19 protein-coding genes are annotated in these 17763 nt (G+C 58.1%); 4 read left to right on the top strand and 15 right to left on the bottom strand.

Annotated elements, in window-relative coordinates:
• Positions 1–2: 2 nt before the first annotated feature.
• The 6 genes from pheT to thrS all read right to left on the bottom strand — a co-directional run bounded on the left by pheT (position 3) and on the right by thrS (position 6649).
• Positions 3–2381, bottom strand: coding sequence for a phenylalanine--tRNA ligase subunit beta (gene pheT, locus J1G33_RS25150; protein WP_223018988.1), 2379 nt, complete (start codon positions 2379–2381; stop codon positions 3–5).
• Positions 2382–2407: 26 nt separating this feature from the next.
• Positions 2408–3424 carry a phenylalanine--tRNA ligase subunit alpha gene (gene pheS, locus J1G33_RS25155; protein ID WP_003192486.1) on the bottom strand — a complete coding sequence of 339 codons (1017 nt, stop codon included), beginning with the start codon at positions 3422–3424 and terminating at the stop codon, positions 2408–2410.
• Between the two features lie 109 nt (positions 3425–3533).
• On the bottom strand, positions 3534–3890 hold the full coding sequence (gene rplT / locus J1G33_RS25160; protein WP_005789679.1) for a 50S ribosomal protein L20: 357 nt from the start codon (positions 3888–3890) through the stop codon (positions 3534–3536).
• 30 nt (positions 3891–3920) lie between these two features.
• Positions 3921–4115: a 50S ribosomal protein L35 gene (gene rpmI, locus J1G33_RS25165; RefSeq protein ID WP_002553160.1), complete on the bottom strand. Its 195-nt coding sequence runs from the start codon at positions 4113–4115 to the stop codon at positions 3921–3923.
• Positions 4116–4175: 60 nt separating this feature from the next.
• A complete protein-coding gene (gene infC, locus J1G33_RS25170; protein WP_169851780.1) occupies positions 4176–4727 on the bottom strand; it encodes a translation initiation factor IF-3 in 552 nt (183 codons plus the stop codon).
• A complete protein-coding gene (gene thrS / locus J1G33_RS25175) occupies positions 4727–6649 on the bottom strand; it encodes a threonine--tRNA ligase (protein WP_005789682.1) in 1923 nt (640 codons plus the stop codon). The genes infC and thrS overlap by 1 nt, the downstream gene beginning before the upstream one ends.
• A 366-nt stretch (positions 6650–7015) precedes the next feature.
• On the opposite strand from thrS, the gene J1G33_RS25180 reads away from it, so the two are divergent.
• Both J1G33_RS25180 and J1G33_RS25185 read left to right on the top strand, forming a co-directional pair.
• On the top strand, positions 7016–7330 hold the full coding sequence (locus J1G33_RS25180) for a hypothetical protein (RefSeq protein WP_078821838.1): 315 nt from the start codon (positions 7016–7018) through the stop codon (positions 7328–7330).
• 289 nt (positions 7331–7619) lie between these two features.
• Positions 7620–7832: a cold-shock protein gene (locus J1G33_RS25185; protein ID WP_003234260.1), complete on the top strand. Its 213-nt coding sequence runs from the start codon at positions 7620–7622 to the stop codon at positions 7830–7832.
• A 72-nt stretch (positions 7833–7904) separates the two neighbouring features.
• Here the strand turns inward: J1G33_RS25185 and J1G33_RS25190 are convergent, their stop codons facing one another.
• Together J1G33_RS25190 and J1G33_RS25195 are read right to left on the bottom strand one after the other, a co-directional pair.
• The gene (locus J1G33_RS25190; protein WP_032880290.1) at positions 7905–8225 is read right to left on the bottom strand and encodes an I78 family peptidase inhibitor; all 321 of its coding nucleotides are present in this window, start codon (positions 8223–8225) and stop codon (positions 7905–7907) included.
• 144 nt (positions 8226–8369) lie between these two features.
• Complete coding sequence (locus tag J1G33_RS25195; protein ID WP_032880289.1) at positions 8370–8675, bottom strand: hypothetical protein; 306 nt, start codon at positions 8673–8675, stop codon at positions 8370–8372.
• A gap of 153 nt (positions 8676–8828) precedes the next feature.
• On the opposite strand from J1G33_RS25195, the gene J1G33_RS25200 reads away from it, so the two are divergent.
• The gene (locus J1G33_RS25200; protein ID WP_032880288.1) at positions 8829–9029 is read left to right on the top strand and encodes a hypothetical protein; all 201 of its coding nucleotides are present in this window, start codon (positions 8829–8831) and stop codon (positions 9027–9029) included.
• Between the two features lie 34 nt (positions 9030–9063).
• Here the strand turns inward: J1G33_RS25200 and J1G33_RS25205 are convergent, their stop codons facing one another.
• From J1G33_RS25205 to J1G33_RS25235, 7 genes are read right to left on the bottom strand one after another with little or no spacing between them, the layout of a single operon-like run.
• Entirely contained in the window at positions 9064–10092 is a 1029-nt protein-coding gene (locus J1G33_RS25205) for a nucleoside hydrolase (RefSeq protein WP_032880287.1), read from the bottom strand.
• Between the two features lie 27 nt (positions 10093–10119).
• The gene (gene rbsD, locus J1G33_RS25210) at positions 10120–10524 is read right to left on the bottom strand and encodes a D-ribose pyranase (RefSeq protein ID WP_005789692.1); all 405 of its coding nucleotides are present in this window, start codon (positions 10522–10524) and stop codon (positions 10120–10122) included.
• Positions 10521–11438: a ribokinase gene (gene rbsK / locus J1G33_RS25215; protein ID WP_005789694.1), complete on the bottom strand. Its 918-nt coding sequence runs from the start codon at positions 11436–11438 to the stop codon at positions 10521–10523. Before rbsK ends, rbsD begins: the two co-directional genes overlap by 4 nt.
• Positions 11439–11461: 23 nt before the next feature.
• On the bottom strand, positions 11462–12484 hold the full coding sequence (locus J1G33_RS25220; protein WP_032880284.1) for a LacI family DNA-binding transcriptional regulator: 1023 nt from the start codon (positions 12482–12484) through the stop codon (positions 11462–11464).
• Between the two features lie 3 nt (positions 12485–12487).
• Complete coding sequence (locus tag J1G33_RS25225) at positions 12488–13465, bottom strand: ABC transporter permease (protein ID WP_032880283.1); 978 nt, start codon at positions 13463–13465, stop codon at positions 12488–12490.
• The gene (locus J1G33_RS25230; protein ID WP_005789698.1) at positions 13462–15015 is read right to left on the bottom strand and encodes a sugar ABC transporter ATP-binding protein; all 1554 of its coding nucleotides are present in this window, start codon (positions 15013–15015) and stop codon (positions 13462–13464) included. Before J1G33_RS25230 ends, J1G33_RS25225 begins: the two co-directional genes overlap by 4 nt.
• 57 nt (positions 15016–15072) lie before the next feature.
• Complete coding sequence (locus tag J1G33_RS25235; RefSeq protein WP_223018989.1) at positions 15073–16029, bottom strand: sugar ABC transporter substrate-binding protein; 957 nt, start codon at positions 16027–16029, stop codon at positions 15073–15075.
• A 554-nt stretch (positions 16030–16583) separates the two neighbouring features.
• On the opposite strand from J1G33_RS25235, the gene J1G33_RS25240 reads away from it, so the two are divergent.
• On the top strand, positions 16584–17672 hold the full coding sequence (locus J1G33_RS25240) for an asparaginase (RefSeq protein WP_005789702.1): 1089 nt from the start codon (positions 16584–16586) through the stop codon (positions 17670–17672).
• Positions 17673–17763 lie beyond the last annotated feature (91 nt).

Below are 17763 nucleotides of genomic sequence, written 5' to 3' on the forward strand. Positions count from 1 at the left end.
CGTCACTTCCTTAACGTGGCGTTCAACCTTTGTTCGAGCGAGGTGAGGATATTTTGTGTCGTGGTATTCACCTCATCGTCATTAAGAGTGCGCGATGGATGCTGCCAGGTCAAGCCGACTGCGAGGCTTTTTCTATGCGGATCAATGCCTTTACCCTGATAGACGTCAAATAGCCTGAGGTCTGTCAGCCATTCCCCTGCATTTTCACGGATTACATCCAGAACGGCAGTGGCGGCGACGTCACGGTCGGCGATCAGCGCCAGGTCGCGACGCACTTCAGGAAAGCGCGACAACTCGCTGAATTTAGGCATCTTGCCCGACGCAACTTCAGCCAAGACTAGCTCAAACACGAAGACTGGACGGTCCAGCCCCAACGTTTTCGACAGTTCCGGGTGAATGGCGCCCACAAAACCTACCAGGCGACCTTCGCGCTCGATACGCGCAGTCTGGCCCGGATGCAAGGCTGGGTGGCTGCCTGGCACAAAGGTGAAGGCATCCAGCGCGCCGGCAAAGCCCAGTACCGCTTCCACGTCAGCCTTGACGTCGAAGAAGTCTACGACGTCGCGGCCCTGCGCCCAGCCTTCCGGCAGGCGGCTACCGCAGACCACGCCAGCCAGCATCGGCTCTTGCTTGAGGCCATCGAGCTGACCCACGAAACGCAGGCCGCTTTCGAACAGGCGCACGCGGTCTTGCTGGCGGTTCAGGTTGTGGGAAAGCGCTTTCACCAGGCCCGGCCACAGCGACGAACGCATGGCGGCCATGTCGTTGGAGATCGGGTTGGCCAACAACAGCGGCTCAACACCCGGGTTGAACAGCTCAAATTGTTTTGGATCGATGAAGCTATACGTCACGGCTTCCTGGTAACCACGAGCAACCAGCAGGCGGCGCAGCTCAGGCAGGTGCGCACGCGCTTCGGCCTTGGGTTGCGGCGCGAGGCGCGCTTGCGGGTAGCGAACCGGCAGGCGGTTGTAGCCATACAGACGTGCCAGCTCTTCGATCAGGTCGACTTCCAGGCTGATGTCGAAGCGATGGCTAGGAACTGCAACCTGCCACTGCCCTTCCCCATTCGAGGAAATACCCAGGCCGAGGGCGGACAGCAGTTGCTCGATTTCAGCCGGCACAATGACCAGCCCGAGCATTTGCTCAACGCTTTTGGCACGCAGGGTGATCGGCGCAATCGACGGCAGGTGCTGCTCGCTGACGGTTTCGGTGATCGGACCCGCTTCGCCACCGGTGATTTCCAGCAGCAGGCCGGTGGCGCGCTCCATGGCTTCACGGGCGAGATTCCAGTCCACGCCACGCTCATAGCGGTGCGAAGCATCGGTGTGCAGGCCATAGGAACGGGCCTTGCCTGCGATGGCGATCTGGTCGAAGAACGCGCTTTCAAGGAATACGTCACGAGTGGTCGCGGATACACCGCTGTGCTCGCCCCCCATCACGCCGGCAATTGCCAGGGCGCGAGAGTGGTCGGCGATAACCAGGGTGTCGGCACGCAGGCTGACTTCCTGACCGTCGAGCAGCACCAGCTTTTCGCCTTCCTCGGCCATGCGCACGCGGATGCCACCGTTGATTTCGGCGAGATCGAAGGCGTGCAGCGGCTGACCCAGCTCCAACATCACATAGTTGGTGATGTCGACGGCGGCGTCGATGCTGCGCACGTCGGCGCGACGCAGGCGCTCGACCATCCACAGCGGGGTCGGCTTGGACAGGTCGACGTTACGGACCACACGCCCCAGGTAACGTGGGCAGGCGTTCGGCGCGAGCACTTCGATGGAGCGAACTTCGTCATGCACCGGCGGCACAACAGCAACCGCCGGACGGGTGACAGGAGCGTTGTACAGCGCGCCCACTTCACGGGCCAGACCGGCCAGGGACAGGCAGTCGCCGCGGTTCGGGGTCAGGTCGACCTCGATGCTGGCGTCTTCCAGTTCCAGGTAAACCCGGATGTCCTGACCCACAGGCGCGTCTGCCGGCAGCTCCATCAGGCCATCATTGCCCTCGCCTACCTGCAACTCAGCCTGAGAGCACAACATGCCGTTGGACTCGACACCACGCAGCTTGGCCTTCTTGATCTTGAAGTCGCCAGGCAGTTGGGCACCGATCATGGCAAACGGGATCTTCAGGCCCGGGCGCACATTAGGCGCTCCGCACACGACCTGAAAGGTTTCCGAACCGTTGCTGACCTGGCACACACGCAATTTATCGGCATCAGGGTGTTGCTCGGTGCTCAGCACCTCGCCCACTACCACGCCGCTGAAAACACCGGCGGCCGGGGTAACGCTATCGACCTCAAGACCGGCCATCGACAGACGCGCAACCAGCGCGTCGCGATCTACCTGCGGGCTTACCCAGCCACGCAGCCATTGTTCACTGAATTTCATCCTGCTCTCCTAAAGATTCGTTACGACTAGCGAAATTGCGCGAGGAACCGCAAGTCGTTGTCGAAGAACAGACGCAAGTCGTTCACGCCGTAACGCAGCATGGCCAGGCGCTCAACGCCCATGCCGAAGGCAAAGCCCGAGAACTCTTCCGGATCGATCCCGGACATGCGCAGCACGTTAGGGTGGACCATGCCGCAACCCATGACTTCCAGCCAACCGGTCTGCTTGCAGACGCGGCAACCTTTACCGCTACACATCACGCATTCCATGTCGACTTCAGCGGACGGCTCGGTAAACGGGAAGAACGATGGACGGAAACGCACCGCCAGCTCTTTCTCGAAGAACACCCGCAGGAATTCTTCGATGGTGCCCTTGAGGTCGGCAAAATTGATATCGCGATCCACCAGCAGGCCTTCGACCTGGTGGAACATCGGCGAGTGGGTGATATCCGAGTCGCTACGGTACACACGGCCTGGGCAGACAATGCGGATCGGCGGCTTGTTCGCTTCCATGGTGCGGACCTGTACCGGCGAGGTATGGGTGCGCAACAGCATGTTCGCGTTGAAATAGAAGGTGTCGTGCATCGACCGGGCCGGGTGATGGCCTGGGATGTTGAGCGCCTCGAAGTTGTGATAATCGTCTTCTACCTCAGGGCCTTCGGCAATGCCGTAGCCGATGTGGGTGAAGAACTGCTCGATACGTTCCAGAGTCCGGGTAATCGGATGCAGGCCGCCCGAGGCCTGACCACGGCCAGGCAAGGTCACGTCAATGGACTCGGCGGCGAGCTTGGCCGCTAGATCGGCCTCCTCGAGCGACGCCTTGCGCGCATTGAGCACCTCTGTGACACGTTCCTTGGCAACGTTGATCAACGCACCGACTTGCGGACGTTCTTCAGCGGGCAAATTTCCCAGGGTCTTCATCACCTGAGTCAATTCACCTTTCTTGCCAAGGTAGTGAACCCGGATTTGCTCCAGGGCATTTACATCTTCAGCGCTTTGCACGGCCTCAAGGGCTTGGGCAACGAGCGCGTCCAGGTTTTCCATGTACAGACTCCAGATACAAAATAGGGGAAGAGCTTGAAGGCTCTTCCCCTATTTATGACGTTTACCACCTTGGGCTACAGGAGTAACCCAGGATGACTGTCGGGGGTACTTAAGCCAAGGAGGCTTTAGCTTTCTCGACAATCGCAGCAAACACCGCTTTTTCGTTCACAGCCAGTTCAGCCAGAACCTTACGGTCGATTTCGATGGACGCTTTCTTCAGGCCAGCGATGAAACGGCTGTATGACAGACCGTTAACACGTGCACCAGCGTTGATACGAGCGATCCACAGAGCGCGGAACTGACGTTTTTTCTGACGACGGTCACGGTAGGCGTACTGGCCTGCCTTGATTACCGCTTGCTTGGCAACACGGAATACGCGTGAACGCGCGCCGTAGTAGCCTTTAGCAAGTTTCAGAATTTTTTTGTGACGTTTACGGGCAATGACGCCACGCTTTACACGAGCCATGAGTTACTTCCTCTAGTCTTGATCCAAAAATTAACGAAGGCGCAGCATGCGCTCGACTTTTGCCACGTCAGACGGATGCAGCAAGCTGCTACCGCGCAGTTGACGCTTACGCTTGGTCGACATTTTGGTCAGGATGTGGCTCTTGAAAGCGTGCTTGTGCTTGATACCGTTAGCAGTTTTCAGAAACCGCTTAGCAGCACCACTTTTAGTCTTCATCTTTGGCATGTTCGGATACTCCGCATTCAGTTGATAAACATAATCAGAAGGCCTGCCGTGCCCTGTTGATTACTTCTTCTTTTTCGGGGCGATGACCATGATCAGTTGGCGTCCTTCCATCTTAGGATGCTGTTCGACCGAACCGTACTCGAGCAGGTCAGCTTCAACCCGCTTGAGGAGTTCCATCCCCAGCTCCTGGTGGGCCATCTCACGGCCGCGGAATCGCAAGGATACCTTGGCCCTGTCCCCATCACTCAGGAAACGTACCAGGTTGCGCAGTTTTACCTGGTAATCCCCTTCCTCCGTCCCTGGACGAAACTTGATTTCTTTAACCTGGATCTGCTTCTGGTTTTTCTTGGCTGCGGCAATCTGCTTCTTCTTCTCGAAGATCGATTTGCCGTAGTCCATCAGCTTGCAGACAGGCGGTACAGCATCGGCGGAAATTTCCACCAAATCGAGCTTGGCTTCTTCAGCCTTAAGAAGCGCGTCTTCAATTGACACAATCCCAAGCTGCTCACCCTCAGCCCCAATTAACCGAACCTCGCGTGCCGAGATATTCTCGTTGATCGGGGCTTTCGGTGCAGCTCGTTTATCTTGTCTCATTTCACGCTTAATAATAATTACTCCGAATCTGGGCGACCACGCCGGGAAACCGCTTGCGCGAGGAACTCAGCGAACTGGGCGACGGGCATCGAGCCCAGGTCAGCACCTTCACGAGTACGCACAGCGACAGTCTGCATCTCGACTTCCCGATCTCCGATAACCAAAAGATAGGGAACCTTGAGCAAAGTATGCTCGCGGATTTTAAAGCCGATCTTTTCATTTCTCAAGTCGGACTTGGCACGAAATCCGCTTTCGTTGAGAGTTTTTTCAACTTCGGCGGCAAAATCTGCCTGTTTATCAGTGATATTCATGATCACTGCCTGGGTCGGAGCCAGCCACGCAGGGAACGCTCCCTCGTAGTGCTCGATCAGGATACCGACGAACCGCTCGAACGAACCGAGGATCGCCCGGTGCAGCATAACCGGGTGTTTACGGCTGTTGTCTTCGGAGACGTATTCGGCTCCCAGACGGATCGGCAGGTTAAAATCGAGCTGCAGGGTACCACACTGCCAGACACGGCCAAGGCAATCTTTGAGCGAGAACTCGATCTTCGGACCGTAGAACGCGCCCTCCCCCGGCTGCAGGTCGTACGCAAGGCCCGCACTGTCGAGTGCTGCGGCCAGTGCCGCTTCGGCGCGATCCCACAGCTCGTCGGAACCAACGCGTTTTTCCGGACGAGTGGACAGCTTCATTTCAACTTCGGTAAACCCGAAATCGCGATAAACGTCCATGGTCAGCTTGATGAACGCGGCGGATTCAGCCTGCATCTGCTCTTCGGTGCAGAAGATGTGGGCGTCGTCCTGAGTAAAACCGCGCACACGCATGATGCCGTGCAGTGCACCGGATGGCTCGTTGCGGTGGCAGGCACCGAACTCGGCCAGGCGCATCGGCAACTCGCGGTAGCTCTTCAGGCCTTGATTGAACACCTGCACGTGGCATGGGCAGTTCATCGGCTTGATGGCGTAGTCGCGGTTTTCCGACTGAGTGGTGAACATGTTGTCGGCGTAGTTGGCCCAGTGCCCGGATTTCTCCCACAGGCTGCGATCAACGACCTGCGGGGTCTTGATCTCCAGGTAACCGTTGTCGCGCTGAACCTTGCGCATGTACTGCTCAAGCACCTGGTACAGGGTCCAGCCATTCGGGTGCCAGAACACCATGCCCGGCGCTTCTTCCTGAAGGTGGAACAGGTTCAGGCGCTTGCCGATCTTGCGGTGGTCGCGCTTTTCAGCTTCTTCAATGCGCTGGATGTAGGCGGCCAGCTGTTTCTTGTCAGCCCAGGCCGTGCCGTAGATCCGTTGCAGCTGTTCGTTCTTGGCATCACCGCGCCAGTAGGCACCGGACAGCTTGGTCAGCTTGAACGACTTGAGGAAACGCGTGTTCGGCACGTGTGGGCCACGGCACATGTCGACGTATTCTTCGTGGTAGTACAAGCCCATGGCCTGCTCGTCCGGCATGTCTTCCACCAGGCGCAGCTTGTAATCTTCACCACGCGCGGTAAACACGTCGATCACTTCGGCACGCGGGGTGACTTTCTTGATGACGTCGTAATCTTTTTCAATCAGCGCGTGCATGCGCTGCTCGATGGCCGCCAAGTCGTCCGGTGTAAAAGGACGCTCATAGGCGATGTCGTAATAGAAGCCTTCTTCGATTACCGGGCCGATCACCATCTTGGCGGTTGGGTACAGCTGCTTGACCGCATGGCCAATCAGGTGCGCGCAAGAGTGGCGAATGATCTCCAGCCCCTCTTGATCCTTGGGCGTGATGATTTGCAGGCTGGCATCGCAAGTGATCAGGTCACTGGCGTCGACCAGTTTGCCGTCGACCTTGCCGGCCACGGTGGCCTTGGCCAAGCCTGCACCAATGGATGCGGCGACTTCGGCTACGGAAACCGAATGATCGAATGAACGTTGACTGCCGTCGGGTAGAGTAATAGTTGGCATGGCGCCTCCTCTCCTAGTGGTGACCCCTACCAAAGGTCACGTGGGTTGGGATGAGCCAGTACAAGATCCAACACCAGGCCGTTCAGTGATGAACGCCTGCCTTACAGCGGCAGGAGCCTTTCGGCCAACCGATAATCGAACCAGAGTGACTGGATTGAGCTAAAAAGAAACATGGCAAGGCGGTAATTGACGCGCCTGAAACTAGCCAAGCCCACGATGCTAGCACAGATGAACGGTCATCGCGCCGACGAAGCTTTGTGTATAGCGCAATTCAAGGCTTTATAGCTGCAAAGTGAACTTGAGCTGTACGTCGGGCCTCCAACCCACTGAGAATCGCCGTTCGTCCTCGACCCAAAGGAGCATCCCATGATGCGTTTCACCTCTACCCTCGCTGTCGCCGCTACCCTGAGCCTCCTTTCCCTTGGCGCGCAGGCTGCAGCCCCTTCCAACTGGCCAGCCGGCGCCCGTGACAGCTTTGTGAGCGACTGCAGTGCCGCCGCGAGTCAGAACGTAGACGCCAAAACTGCCAAAGCTCACTGCGAATGTGGTGCTGACAAGATCAATGCCGAATTGAGCACTGCCGAGATCAAGGAACTGATGACCAATCAGAACGCCAGCCCTGAGCTTAAGAACAAAGCGGTAGCGGCTATTTCGTCCTGCAAAGTCGTGAAGAAAAAGTAAGATTGACCACTGATCTGACGACCATATCGCTGGAAAAATGGCCTGAAAACTGCCATTTCACACAAATTATGCAGGTTTTACGGCTTTTTTTAACAGTTGATATTTCAGCGCAAAGCCCCGTAGATCGCGGCTTTGCGCCGATCCAGGGATCAGATGCAACGCGATTGATTAGCAAACAATGCCTTGGGGGGGCTCCCAAGTCGAACATTTCGACTATGATAGCCCAGTGTGCCCAGTTGGCCTGAGCAGCACAGCACTACTGAAAATATATGTTTCTTGGAGATACACCATGTCTAATCGCCAAACCGGCACCGTTAAATGGTTCAACGATGAAAAAGGCTTCGGCTTCATCACTCCTCAAGGTGGCGGTGACGACCTGTTCGTACACTTCAAAGCTATCGAAAGCGACGGTTTCAAAAGCCTGAAAGAAGGCCAAACCGTTTCCTTCGTGGCTGAGAAAGGCCAAAAGGGTATGCAAGCTGCACAGGTTCGCGGCGAGTAATTCTCCGCTGAGCTAAAAAAAACCCCGTCCATGTGACGGGGTTTTTTATGGGCGATGCAAAAGCCGAAGCTGTCAGCCGCAATTGACCCGCGTGATCACCAGGTTGTTGTCAGTGTTGAGGTTCAGGCGGTCAGAACGATATTCCAGGGTAATCATATCGTTGGGCTTGAGGATGCGTGCATTCTGCGCGCCAGCACGGGTACGAGCCTGCTCCAGCAACTGCGGCGAGGCTTTCTGGCCGATTGCGAACTCGGCGGCCTTAGACTCACAGCGGCTATGACCGGCATCGGTCACGGTGGCGTCTTTGCCTGGCTCAGAGGCACCCGGGGTGCTGCAACCCGCCAATGCGAGTGCTGCCAACAAAGTACCGAATGAAGCGAGCTTCCAAGGCATGAAGCCTCCTATGATAAAAAATGGACAGAGATCGTGCGACAGCGATATGAACGATTGGTTTCAAGACGTTAATCGCCTGCGCGCAAGTCTGACTGACTCGCGCGGGGCAATCGCCCAGTCAATCGTGACTAGATATGAACGCACTCAGTAGATGTCGATGTAGTCAGATGGTGGGTATGGCCAGTTCTGTTTCAGCGCGTTGAAGATCTGCATGACCCAGACCTCATCGCTGGCCGCCACAATACCGACATAGCCAGAACCCTTGGCCCAGGTCTCCAGACGAAACAGCAGGCCATCTATCTGAGCTCCACCGACTACGCCGGAAGAAATATAGGCAATACCAGCCCTGGTTACCCGAAGCTGGGTATGTACGTCGTCACTGGCGTGGGCAAGCAGTTGGCGCACGGCATCCAGCGTCAGGTTCTCAGGCTTGTTCAGATCGATCTGCACGCGGTGTTTCCCGGCTGTTAAACAAGCCAACAGTGTCGCATACCCCCTCCTTCATGCCTAAGTAGCAGTGCCAAAAGCCGCGCAAAATGGTTAACTGCGCCGCTGGAACCGCGTTCCAGCGCATTGCCCAGTACTTTCAGCCGTGAGATTTCCATGACCACCGTAACGCTCCAAGCCGATATCAAAGCCAAGTGGCCCCAGGGGCAAAGCTCCTATAGCCCCGGCAGCCCCGAAGAACTGGCGATCATTGGTATCGATCTGTTGGTCAAGGAACTGGGAACCCAGGCGGCACAAGCGTTCATCGGCCAGGTATTCGAGAAATACCCGGCCGACTACATGGGCGCACAAGAATAAGAACCGGCCGACGAACGCCGACCGGTAAAACGTATTACTTCAAACGCGCCAGACGCTCGGTCAGCAGATCGAAGAAGCCCTGGGCGTCGCCGTTCTCGACCCAGAACACATTCTTCTCCTGCTTGAGGCCGTCGTACCAATCGACGATGGTCTGGCCAAAGGTTGGGCCTTCGCGGCTGTCGACGACCATATTGGCCTGACGACCGCTGAACAGCGATGGTTTGAGCAGGTAGGCAACCACGGTAGCGTCGTGGACCGGGCCACCCGGAATGCCGTAATGCTCCATGTCGCCTTTGACGTACTCATTCAGAATACTGCTGACGACCTTGCTCGCGTTGTTGTTCAGGTCCGCAATCTTCTTCAGGCGGGCGTCGCTGGTGAGGACTTTATGGGTCACGTCCAACGGCAGGTAGGTCAACTTCACTCCACTTTTGAGCACAATCTCAGCGGCCACCGGATCGGCGAACAGGTTGAACTCGGCCACGGGCGTGATATTACCGCCATTGAAGTGCGCACCACCCATCACCACCACTTCCTTGATGCCCTGGGTGATTTCCGGCGCCTGGGTCAGTGCCAGCGCGAGGTTGGTCTGCGGACCGAGCATGGCGATGGTGATGCTGTGCGGTTTGGCGGTGCTCAGCGTCTTGATCAGGTAGTCAACGGCATTACCTTCGGCCAGGCCTTTTTTCGGCTCGTGCACGGTGACGCCGGAGATGCCCTCTTTGCCATGGATATTCTCGGCGTAGATCGGCTTGCGCAACAGAGGCGCCGGCGCACCTGCGTACACCGGAATGTCCTCACGCCCTGCCCACTCGCGCGCCAGACGCGCATTGCGGGAGGTCTTGTCCAGGCGCACATTACCGGCGACGGTGGTCAGCGCACGAATGCTCAGCTCCTCCGGCGAGGCCATGGCGAACAGCAGCGCCACCACGTCATCGGCCCCAGGGTCGGTATCGATGATCAGGTCGATTTTTTCCGCCGCCTGGGCGCTTGCAGCTGTGAGTGCGGACAAAAGCAGAACACTCCGGAACAGGTTTTTCAGGATGGGTAGACCACGTTGCATAAAGCACTCCTTGTCATTGGGGGGACGCTAAAACGTTACGCCGGATACCAGCGCGATATTGCAGTAAGGCTGGCACTCGCCGGTACGCACAACCGCGCGTGCTGTGCGGCTCAGTTGCTTGAATTCTTCATGGCTGAGCAGCCGCCGCTCACCCAGCGCTGCCTGCTCTGTCAGCGCATTGAGCGCGCTCAGCGCCGGCGGTTGCTTGAGCAGGATTTCTTCCGCGAGCACGTGGCTTTCAACCTGCATCTCACTGAGCACAATGCGCAACGTGCTGATGAAATCCGGAATGCCCTGGGTCAGTGCCAGGTCGATCAACTCCACGCCGGGCGGCACCGGCAAGCCGGCATCGCCGATGACCAGCACATCACCATGGCCCAGGGATGCGATCACGCGTGACAGGGCGATATTGAGCAAAGGTGTCTTTTTCATGAGGGCACAAAACCTTGTACGTCGTGCAGCGTAGGAATGGAAGGCTGAGCGCCGGCGCGGGTCACAGACAACGCCGCCGCTACCTGGCCAAAACGGATCGCCTCGGCTTCGCTCTTGCCCGCGGCCAGTGCAGCGGCAAAGCCACCGACGAAGGTATCGCCAGCGGCTGTGGTGTCCACCGCCTTGACCTTCGGCGCCAACAGATGCTCGAAGCTGCTACCGTCGGCAAACAGTGCCCCCTGGGCGCCAAGCGTAATGATGACTTTACCCGCCCCCGCCTTGATCAGCGCTGTTGCGGCGACCTTGGCGCTGTCGAGCGAGTCGACGGTGACGCCGCTCAGGGCGGTGGCTTCACTTTCATTGGGGATCAGGTAATCGATCGAGGCATACCACTGAGCGGGCAAAGGCCCACTCGCGGGCGCCGGATTGAGGATGACTGTCTTGCCCAGTTCGCGGCCGCGCTTGAGCGCATGACCAACGGTGTCCATCGGCACTTCAAGCTGGCAGATGATCACGTCTGCCGCCTGCAGCACAGCGTCGCACGCTTGCAGAGACGCGGGCGTCAACTCACCGTTGCTGCCGGCCACAATGACAATCGCATTCTGGCTGCTGTCATCCACCACGATCAATGCCACACCACTGGAGCCCTCTACGGTGCTGACCGCCTGGCAATCGATCCCTTCCACCAGCAGTGCATCACGCAATTGACTGCCATAGGCATCGGTGCCCACGCATCCGATCATCGCAACACTGGCCCCCAGCCGCGCCGATGCCACCGCCTGGTTGGCGCCCTTGCCACCCGCAACGGTGGAAAAGCTCTGGCCGATCAAGGTCTCACCGGCACGCGGCAAGCGACTGGCCCGGGTGACCAGGTCCATGTTCAAGCTGCCTACTACCACTACTTTTGCTGGCATACATCAGTACTCATCAATTCGGTTCAGCGGTATTGGGCGAACACACCGGCCAATGGCGCCGTCGACTCACGCAAAACGATACTTGGCGTCACGATGCGTTGATCGATCGACCGTTGGGGTGTTGCTATTCGTTGCAATAATAATTCGGCCGCCGTCTCGCCCAATTGCAGGATCGACTGCCCAACCGTGGTCAGCGCAGGATAGACGTAGCGTCCCATCTGAATGTCATCGAAACCGATCACCGACAACTCGGCCGGCACGCGGATGCTGCGTTCTGCGGCTGCGCGCAGCACGCCGAAACCAATCATATCGTTGCTGGCGAAAATCGCGCTGGGCGGGTTTTGCGCTAACAATTGCACGGCTGCGGCATGCCCCCCCGTGCTGGTGAAATCGCTTTCCAGGATCCGGCTGGCCAACACCTCGACACCCGCCTCGCGCAATGCACGCTGGTAACCCGCCAGGCGCATTTGTGCCACGCGGGTATGCCCCGGGCCGCCGATACAGGCGATATCCCGATGGCCCAACTCCAGCAAGTGCCGGGTCGCGAGGTAGGCGCCCTGTTCGTGGTCGATGCGCACCAGGTCGACATCGATTCCATCCAGGGCCCTGTCGACAATCACCATGGGCGTGCGCACTGCACTCAAGCCCGCCGCCAAGCCGCTGTCATCGCCGCCCACCGACGTCACGATCAAGCCGTCGACGCGTTTTTCGAGCAACACGCGCAAATAACTGCGCTGTTTTTCTGCGTCGTCGTCGGAGTTGCAGAGGATCACGCAGTAGCCATTACGCTCGCAATAATCCTCGATGCCCCGCGCAAGCTCGGCAAAATACGGGTTGAGGCTATTGGGCACCAACAGGCCAATGGTGGCCGTGGTCTTGGCCTTGAGCGAACGCGCCACGGCGCTGGGCACGTAGTCCAGCTGTTTGATCGCCGCCTCGACCTTGATGCGGACCGGCTCGCTGACCGGACGCGTCTTGTTCACCACATGGGACACGGTGGTGTAGGAAATACCTGCAAGCGCTGCCACATCCTTGATCGTTGCCATGACTCAGCCCCGCCGACTGGCGCGCTGGCTGCGGTAAGTATCGAGGACCACGGCGATCACGATCACAGCACCGGTAATGATGCGTTTGGTGGGTTCCGTAGCGCCGATCTGCGCAAGCCCCGCCGCCAATACCGAAATGATCAATACACCGAAGAACGTACTGATGACCGAACCGCGCCCGCCCATCAGGCTGGTGCCGCCGATTACCACCGCGGCGATTACCTGCAGCTCCAGGCCTGAACCTGCATTCGGGTCTGCCGCCTCCAGGCGCGAGATCTGGAACAGCGCAGCTACACCGGCCAACAGGCCCATCAGGCTGAACACCAGAATCTTGTATGGCTTGGGATTAATGCCAGCCAGGCGCACTGCTTCTTCGTTAGTGCCGATGCCGATCAGGTAGCGCCCGAAGACAGTGCGGGTCAGCACCAACTGAGCCGCAATGATCACCAGCAGCGCAATGATGAACGACGGGGAAATACCGAAAGCAATCGGGTTGGACAGCCAGGCAAACGAGTCACCGATATAAGCGGTGCGCGAGCCCGTCATTTGATAGGCCACGCCCCGGGCCATCTCCAGCACACCCAAAGACACGATAAATGACGGGATACGCCAGGCCACGGTGATGGAGCCGGTGATGGTCCCGGCCAATGCAGCGCAGCCCATGCCCAGTAGCGCAGCCGGCAACACGCTCCAGCCCCAGCCCAGGATTGCCACGCTGACCGCCGATGCCGCCAATGCCAGCACCGAACCTACCGACAGGTCGATACCGCCGATGATCAGGATGAAGGTCATGCCCACCGCCAGCACCATCAGGTCCGGAATCTGGTTGGCCAGGGTGCTGAAGGTGTCGTAGGACAGGAAGTGGTCGCTGAGTACCGAGAACAGCGCAATCATCGCCAGCAAGGCACCCGCCAGCCCCAGGTAAGTACCCAGGCCATAGAAGTTGCCGCCAGTTTTACCGGAGGAAATGCTTGTTTTCATGGGGTATTCCTAGGCGCTGCCTCATTGAGCAGCGCATCACGTTTCTGATAGCCGGCAAAGGCGGCGGCGAGCAATTCGTCCTGGGTCCAGCTGTCACGCTCGAAGGTCTCGATCAGGCGCCCCGCGGACAACACCCCGATGCGATCACAGATCAGCATCAGTTCACGCAGGTCGCTCGACACCACCACCAAGGCTTTGCCCTGGCGAGTCAGTTCGCCAAGCAACGCATAGATGTCGAACTTGGCGCCGACGTCGATGCCTCGGGTGGGCTCATCGAACAGCATCACCGCGCAATCGCGCTCCAGCCAGCGGCCAATCACTACTTTTTGCTGGTTGCCGCCCGACAACTCGGACACCAATTGCCCCGGGCTGGAACTGCGGATACGCATGGCGTCGATCTGGCGTTTGGCCAGAGCGGTTTCGTTGCGGCTATTGACGACGCCACCGCCGGAAATTTCCGGCATGTTTCCCAAGGCTATATTGGCGCTGATCGATTGGGTCAGCAGCAGGCCCTCGCCCTTGCGGTCCTCGGTGATCAGGGCAATACCATGACCAACCGCATCCACTGGCGAGCGAATACTGACCACCCTGGCCGGCGATCCCAGGGCCACGGTGCCGCTGTCGGCCTGGTCGGCACCGAAGATCAGGCGCAGCAACTCAGTGCGGCCGGCGCCGATCAGTCCGGAAATACCGTAGATCTCACCGGCGCGCACTTCAAAGGACACGTCGCGAACCTTGTCCGAACGGCTCAGGCCCTTCACCGTCAGGGCCGGTTCGCCGATGGTGCGCGGGCCCAGGTCAATGTGTTCGCCCAGCTCGCGACCGACCATCAAGGTCACCAGTTGCTCACTGTTGTAATTGGCCATCGGCTCGACGCAGACCAGCTTGCCGTCGCGCAGTACCGCAATGCGCTGGGCGACACGGGCCAGTTCTTCCAGCCGGTGTGAAATATAAATGATCGCCACGCCCCGGGCCTGCAGACGGGTAATTTGCTCAAACAGCATCTCGACTTCACGGGCGGTGAGCATGGCCGTGGGTTCGTCGAGAATCAGGACGTGGCAGTCGCCGATCAGGTTGCGCGCAATCTCGACCATTTGCTGGTGGCCAATGCCCAGGCTGCCAACCAACGTGTCGGGGTCGATCGCATCCAGGCCAACTTGAGCCATGGCCTCGATCGCGGCTTTGCGCAGTTGCTTGCGGCTGATCCAGCCACAGTTGCTCGGCAGGTTATCCAGAAACAGGTTTTCAGCCACCGTCAGGGTCGGCAGCAGGTTGAGTTCCTGCATGACCATGCGCACGCCCAAGGCTTCGGCCTGGGTGCGGCTGGCGGGGCAGTACTCCTGACCGTTGAACTGCATGTGCCCGGTAGTCGGTGTGACCAGGCCGCCGATGATCTTCGACAAGGTACTTTTGCCTGCGCCGTTCTCACCGGTCAGCGCGAGCACTTCCCCGCGATTGAGCGTCAGGGTGATGTCGGACAGAACCGGCTGAGCATAGGTCTTGCCGATACCGCTGACCGAGAGGACAGCGTTCGGGGCGGAAGATGACATAGGAAAATCTCCAGGCGCCCGCTCAGGACGAGCGAGCGCTGTTGGGTACTGCCGGGATTACTGCTTGATGACGAGTTCGACCGGGGTTTCGATCACGCCATCTTTGGCATCGACCTTCTCACCCTTGACCAGCTTCAGTGCGTTCTGGATACCGAATACCGCTTGTTGCGCGGCAGCCTGGTCAGCGGTGGCCAACACACGACCATCCTTGAGCATTGGCTTGATCGCATCAATGTTGTCGTAGCCCACCACCAATACCTTGCCGGCCTTGCCTGCCGCACGCACGGCGGAGACAGCGCCCAGGGCCATGTTGTCGTTACCGGCCAGCAGAGCCTTGATATCCGGCGTTTCGCTCAGCATCGCTGCAGCAATCTTGTTGCCCTGGTCGATTTCCCAGTTGCCGGATTGAGTGGAAACAATCTTCATGCCTGCTGCGTCCATCGCATCCTTGAAGCCTGCGGTGCGCTGCTGGGCGTTAGTCGTGGTGGGTACGCCTTCGATGATGCCAACCTTGTCACCCGCGGCCAGTTGCTTGGCCAGGTATTCGCCCACCAGCTTGGAGCCTTTGCGGTTGTCCGGACCTACGAACGGGATATCGAGGTTTTTGCTTTTGAGTACCTCCGGGTCCAGGCGATTGTCGATGTTAACGACCTTGATACCGGCATCAGAAGCCTTCTTCAGCACACTGGCGAGTGCCTTGGAGTCGGCGGGAGCAATGACAAGCGCGTCTACCTTGGAGTTGATCATCTCGTTGACGATGGCGATCTGCGCACTGGTGTCTGTTTCGTTCTTGATCCCGTTGGAGATCAGCTTGAACTCTGCCGGGTGCGCTTTCTGGTAGTCCTTGGCACCGTCGGTCATGGTGACGAAGAACTCATTGGCCAGGGACTTCATGACCAAACCAACAGTAGGTGTTTTGGCAGCGTCATCAGCAAGTGCAGAAGAGAGAGGCAAAGCAGCGGATGCGGCAAGCACAGCGACAGCAAGAAGACGTCCAGCGAATGGCAGCTTCATGGGTTCACTCCGATCTTATGATTATTGTGAGCAACGCTTGCACCGAAGACCTCTTCGGCGGCCCTCCCACCCGGGCGGCTGATGCGAGCTGTCACGATACTCCTGGAGCGCTCGTGAAACATCTCGCAAACGTTTGCGTTGAGCAAACTATGAGAACCTTGTCGGGATTTGTCAACGGTAGAAACTGGCCTTTCAATCCCATGCCCTCGGCCTGGTCCAACCAACCTTGGGGCCTGAAACGTTTAAGGCCACCTCTTTCTCGCACTCTCTAAAACGACAGGTGTTGACGCTAATCGCACTCGAATTTTGTGACAGCGCTGTCGGACAACCGAACACACTACCCCTCAACCGTTCGGAAAGCCGGACGCCACTCACTCAAAACAAGTTTAAAAAATCTCATAAGTTGTTTTAAATCAATACGTTAATTTAAGAAGAACCACACACTCGGCCTGGTACAAATCCTGCTTTTCCCCTGCACCTCGCGGCGTTCAGAACCGCCCGGGTGTTCTAGATGAACCGGCTACAGCACTCATCAAAAACCAGAGAGAAAAATAATGAAATCTGCATTGAAGAACTTTGTCCCGGGCGCCATGGCCCTGCTGCTGCTGTTCCCCCTTGCCGCACAGGCAAAAGAAGTCGAAAACAAAACCAAACTGTCCAACGTAGTGATCCTTGCCACAGGCGGCACCATTGCTGGCGCCGGCGCCAGTGCAGCCAACAGTGCTACGTACCAGGCAGCCAAAGTCGGCATCGAACAACTGATCGCCGGCGTTCCTGAGCTTAGCCAGATCGCCAACGTACGCGGCGAACAAGTGATGCAAATTGCTTCGGAAAGCATCAACAACGAAAACCTGCTGCAACTGGGTCGCCGCGTCGCAGAACTGGCTGACAGCAAAGACGTGGATGGCATCGTGATCACTCACGGCACCGACACCCTTGAAGAAACTGCCTACTTCCTGAACCTGGTAGAAAAAACCGACAAGCCTATCGTCGTGGTCGGCTCCATGCGTCCAGGTACCGCCATGTCGGCTGACGGTATGCTCAACCTGTATAACGCAGTCGCTGTCGCAGGTAGCAAGGATGCGCGGGGCAAAGGCGTGCTGGTGACCATGAACGACGAAATCCAATCGGGTCGCGACGTCAGCAAGATGATCAACATCAAGACCGAGGCATTCAAGAGCCCGTGGGGCCCGCTGGGCATGGTCGTTGAAGGCAAATCCTACTGGTTCCGCCTGCCGGCCAAGCGTCACACCATGGATTCGGAATTCGACATCAAGACCATCAAGAGCCTGCCTGACGTTGAAATTGCCTACGGCTATGGCAACGTGAGCGACACTGCCTACAAAGCACTGGCCCAAGCTGGCGCCAAGGCCATCATCCACGCCGGTACCGGTAACGGTTCGGTATCCTCGAAAGTCGTTCCCGCGCTGGTCGAATTGCGCAAGCAAGGCGTACAGATCATTCGCTCCTCCCACGTCAACGCCGGCGGTATGGTTCTGCGTAACGCTGAACAACCAGACGACAAATACGACTGGGTTGCGGCTCTGGACCTGAACCCGCAGAAAGCTCGCATCCTGGCCATGGTAGCCCTGACCAAGACCCAGGACAGCAAAGAACTGCAACGCATGTTCTGGGAATACTGATTACTGCTGATCGACCTGTGGGAGCGAGCTTGCTCGCTCCCACAATTGCTCCCCCTTCTCAACAAACTTCCCGAATCGCTGTCAGACGAAC

Origin of the sequence: Pseudomonas sp. P867, assembly GCF_019891455.1 — a bacterium.
Taxonomy (GTDB): domain Bacteria; phylum Pseudomonadota; class Gammaproteobacteria; order Pseudomonadales; family Pseudomonadaceae; genus Aquipseudomonas; species Aquipseudomonas synxantha_A.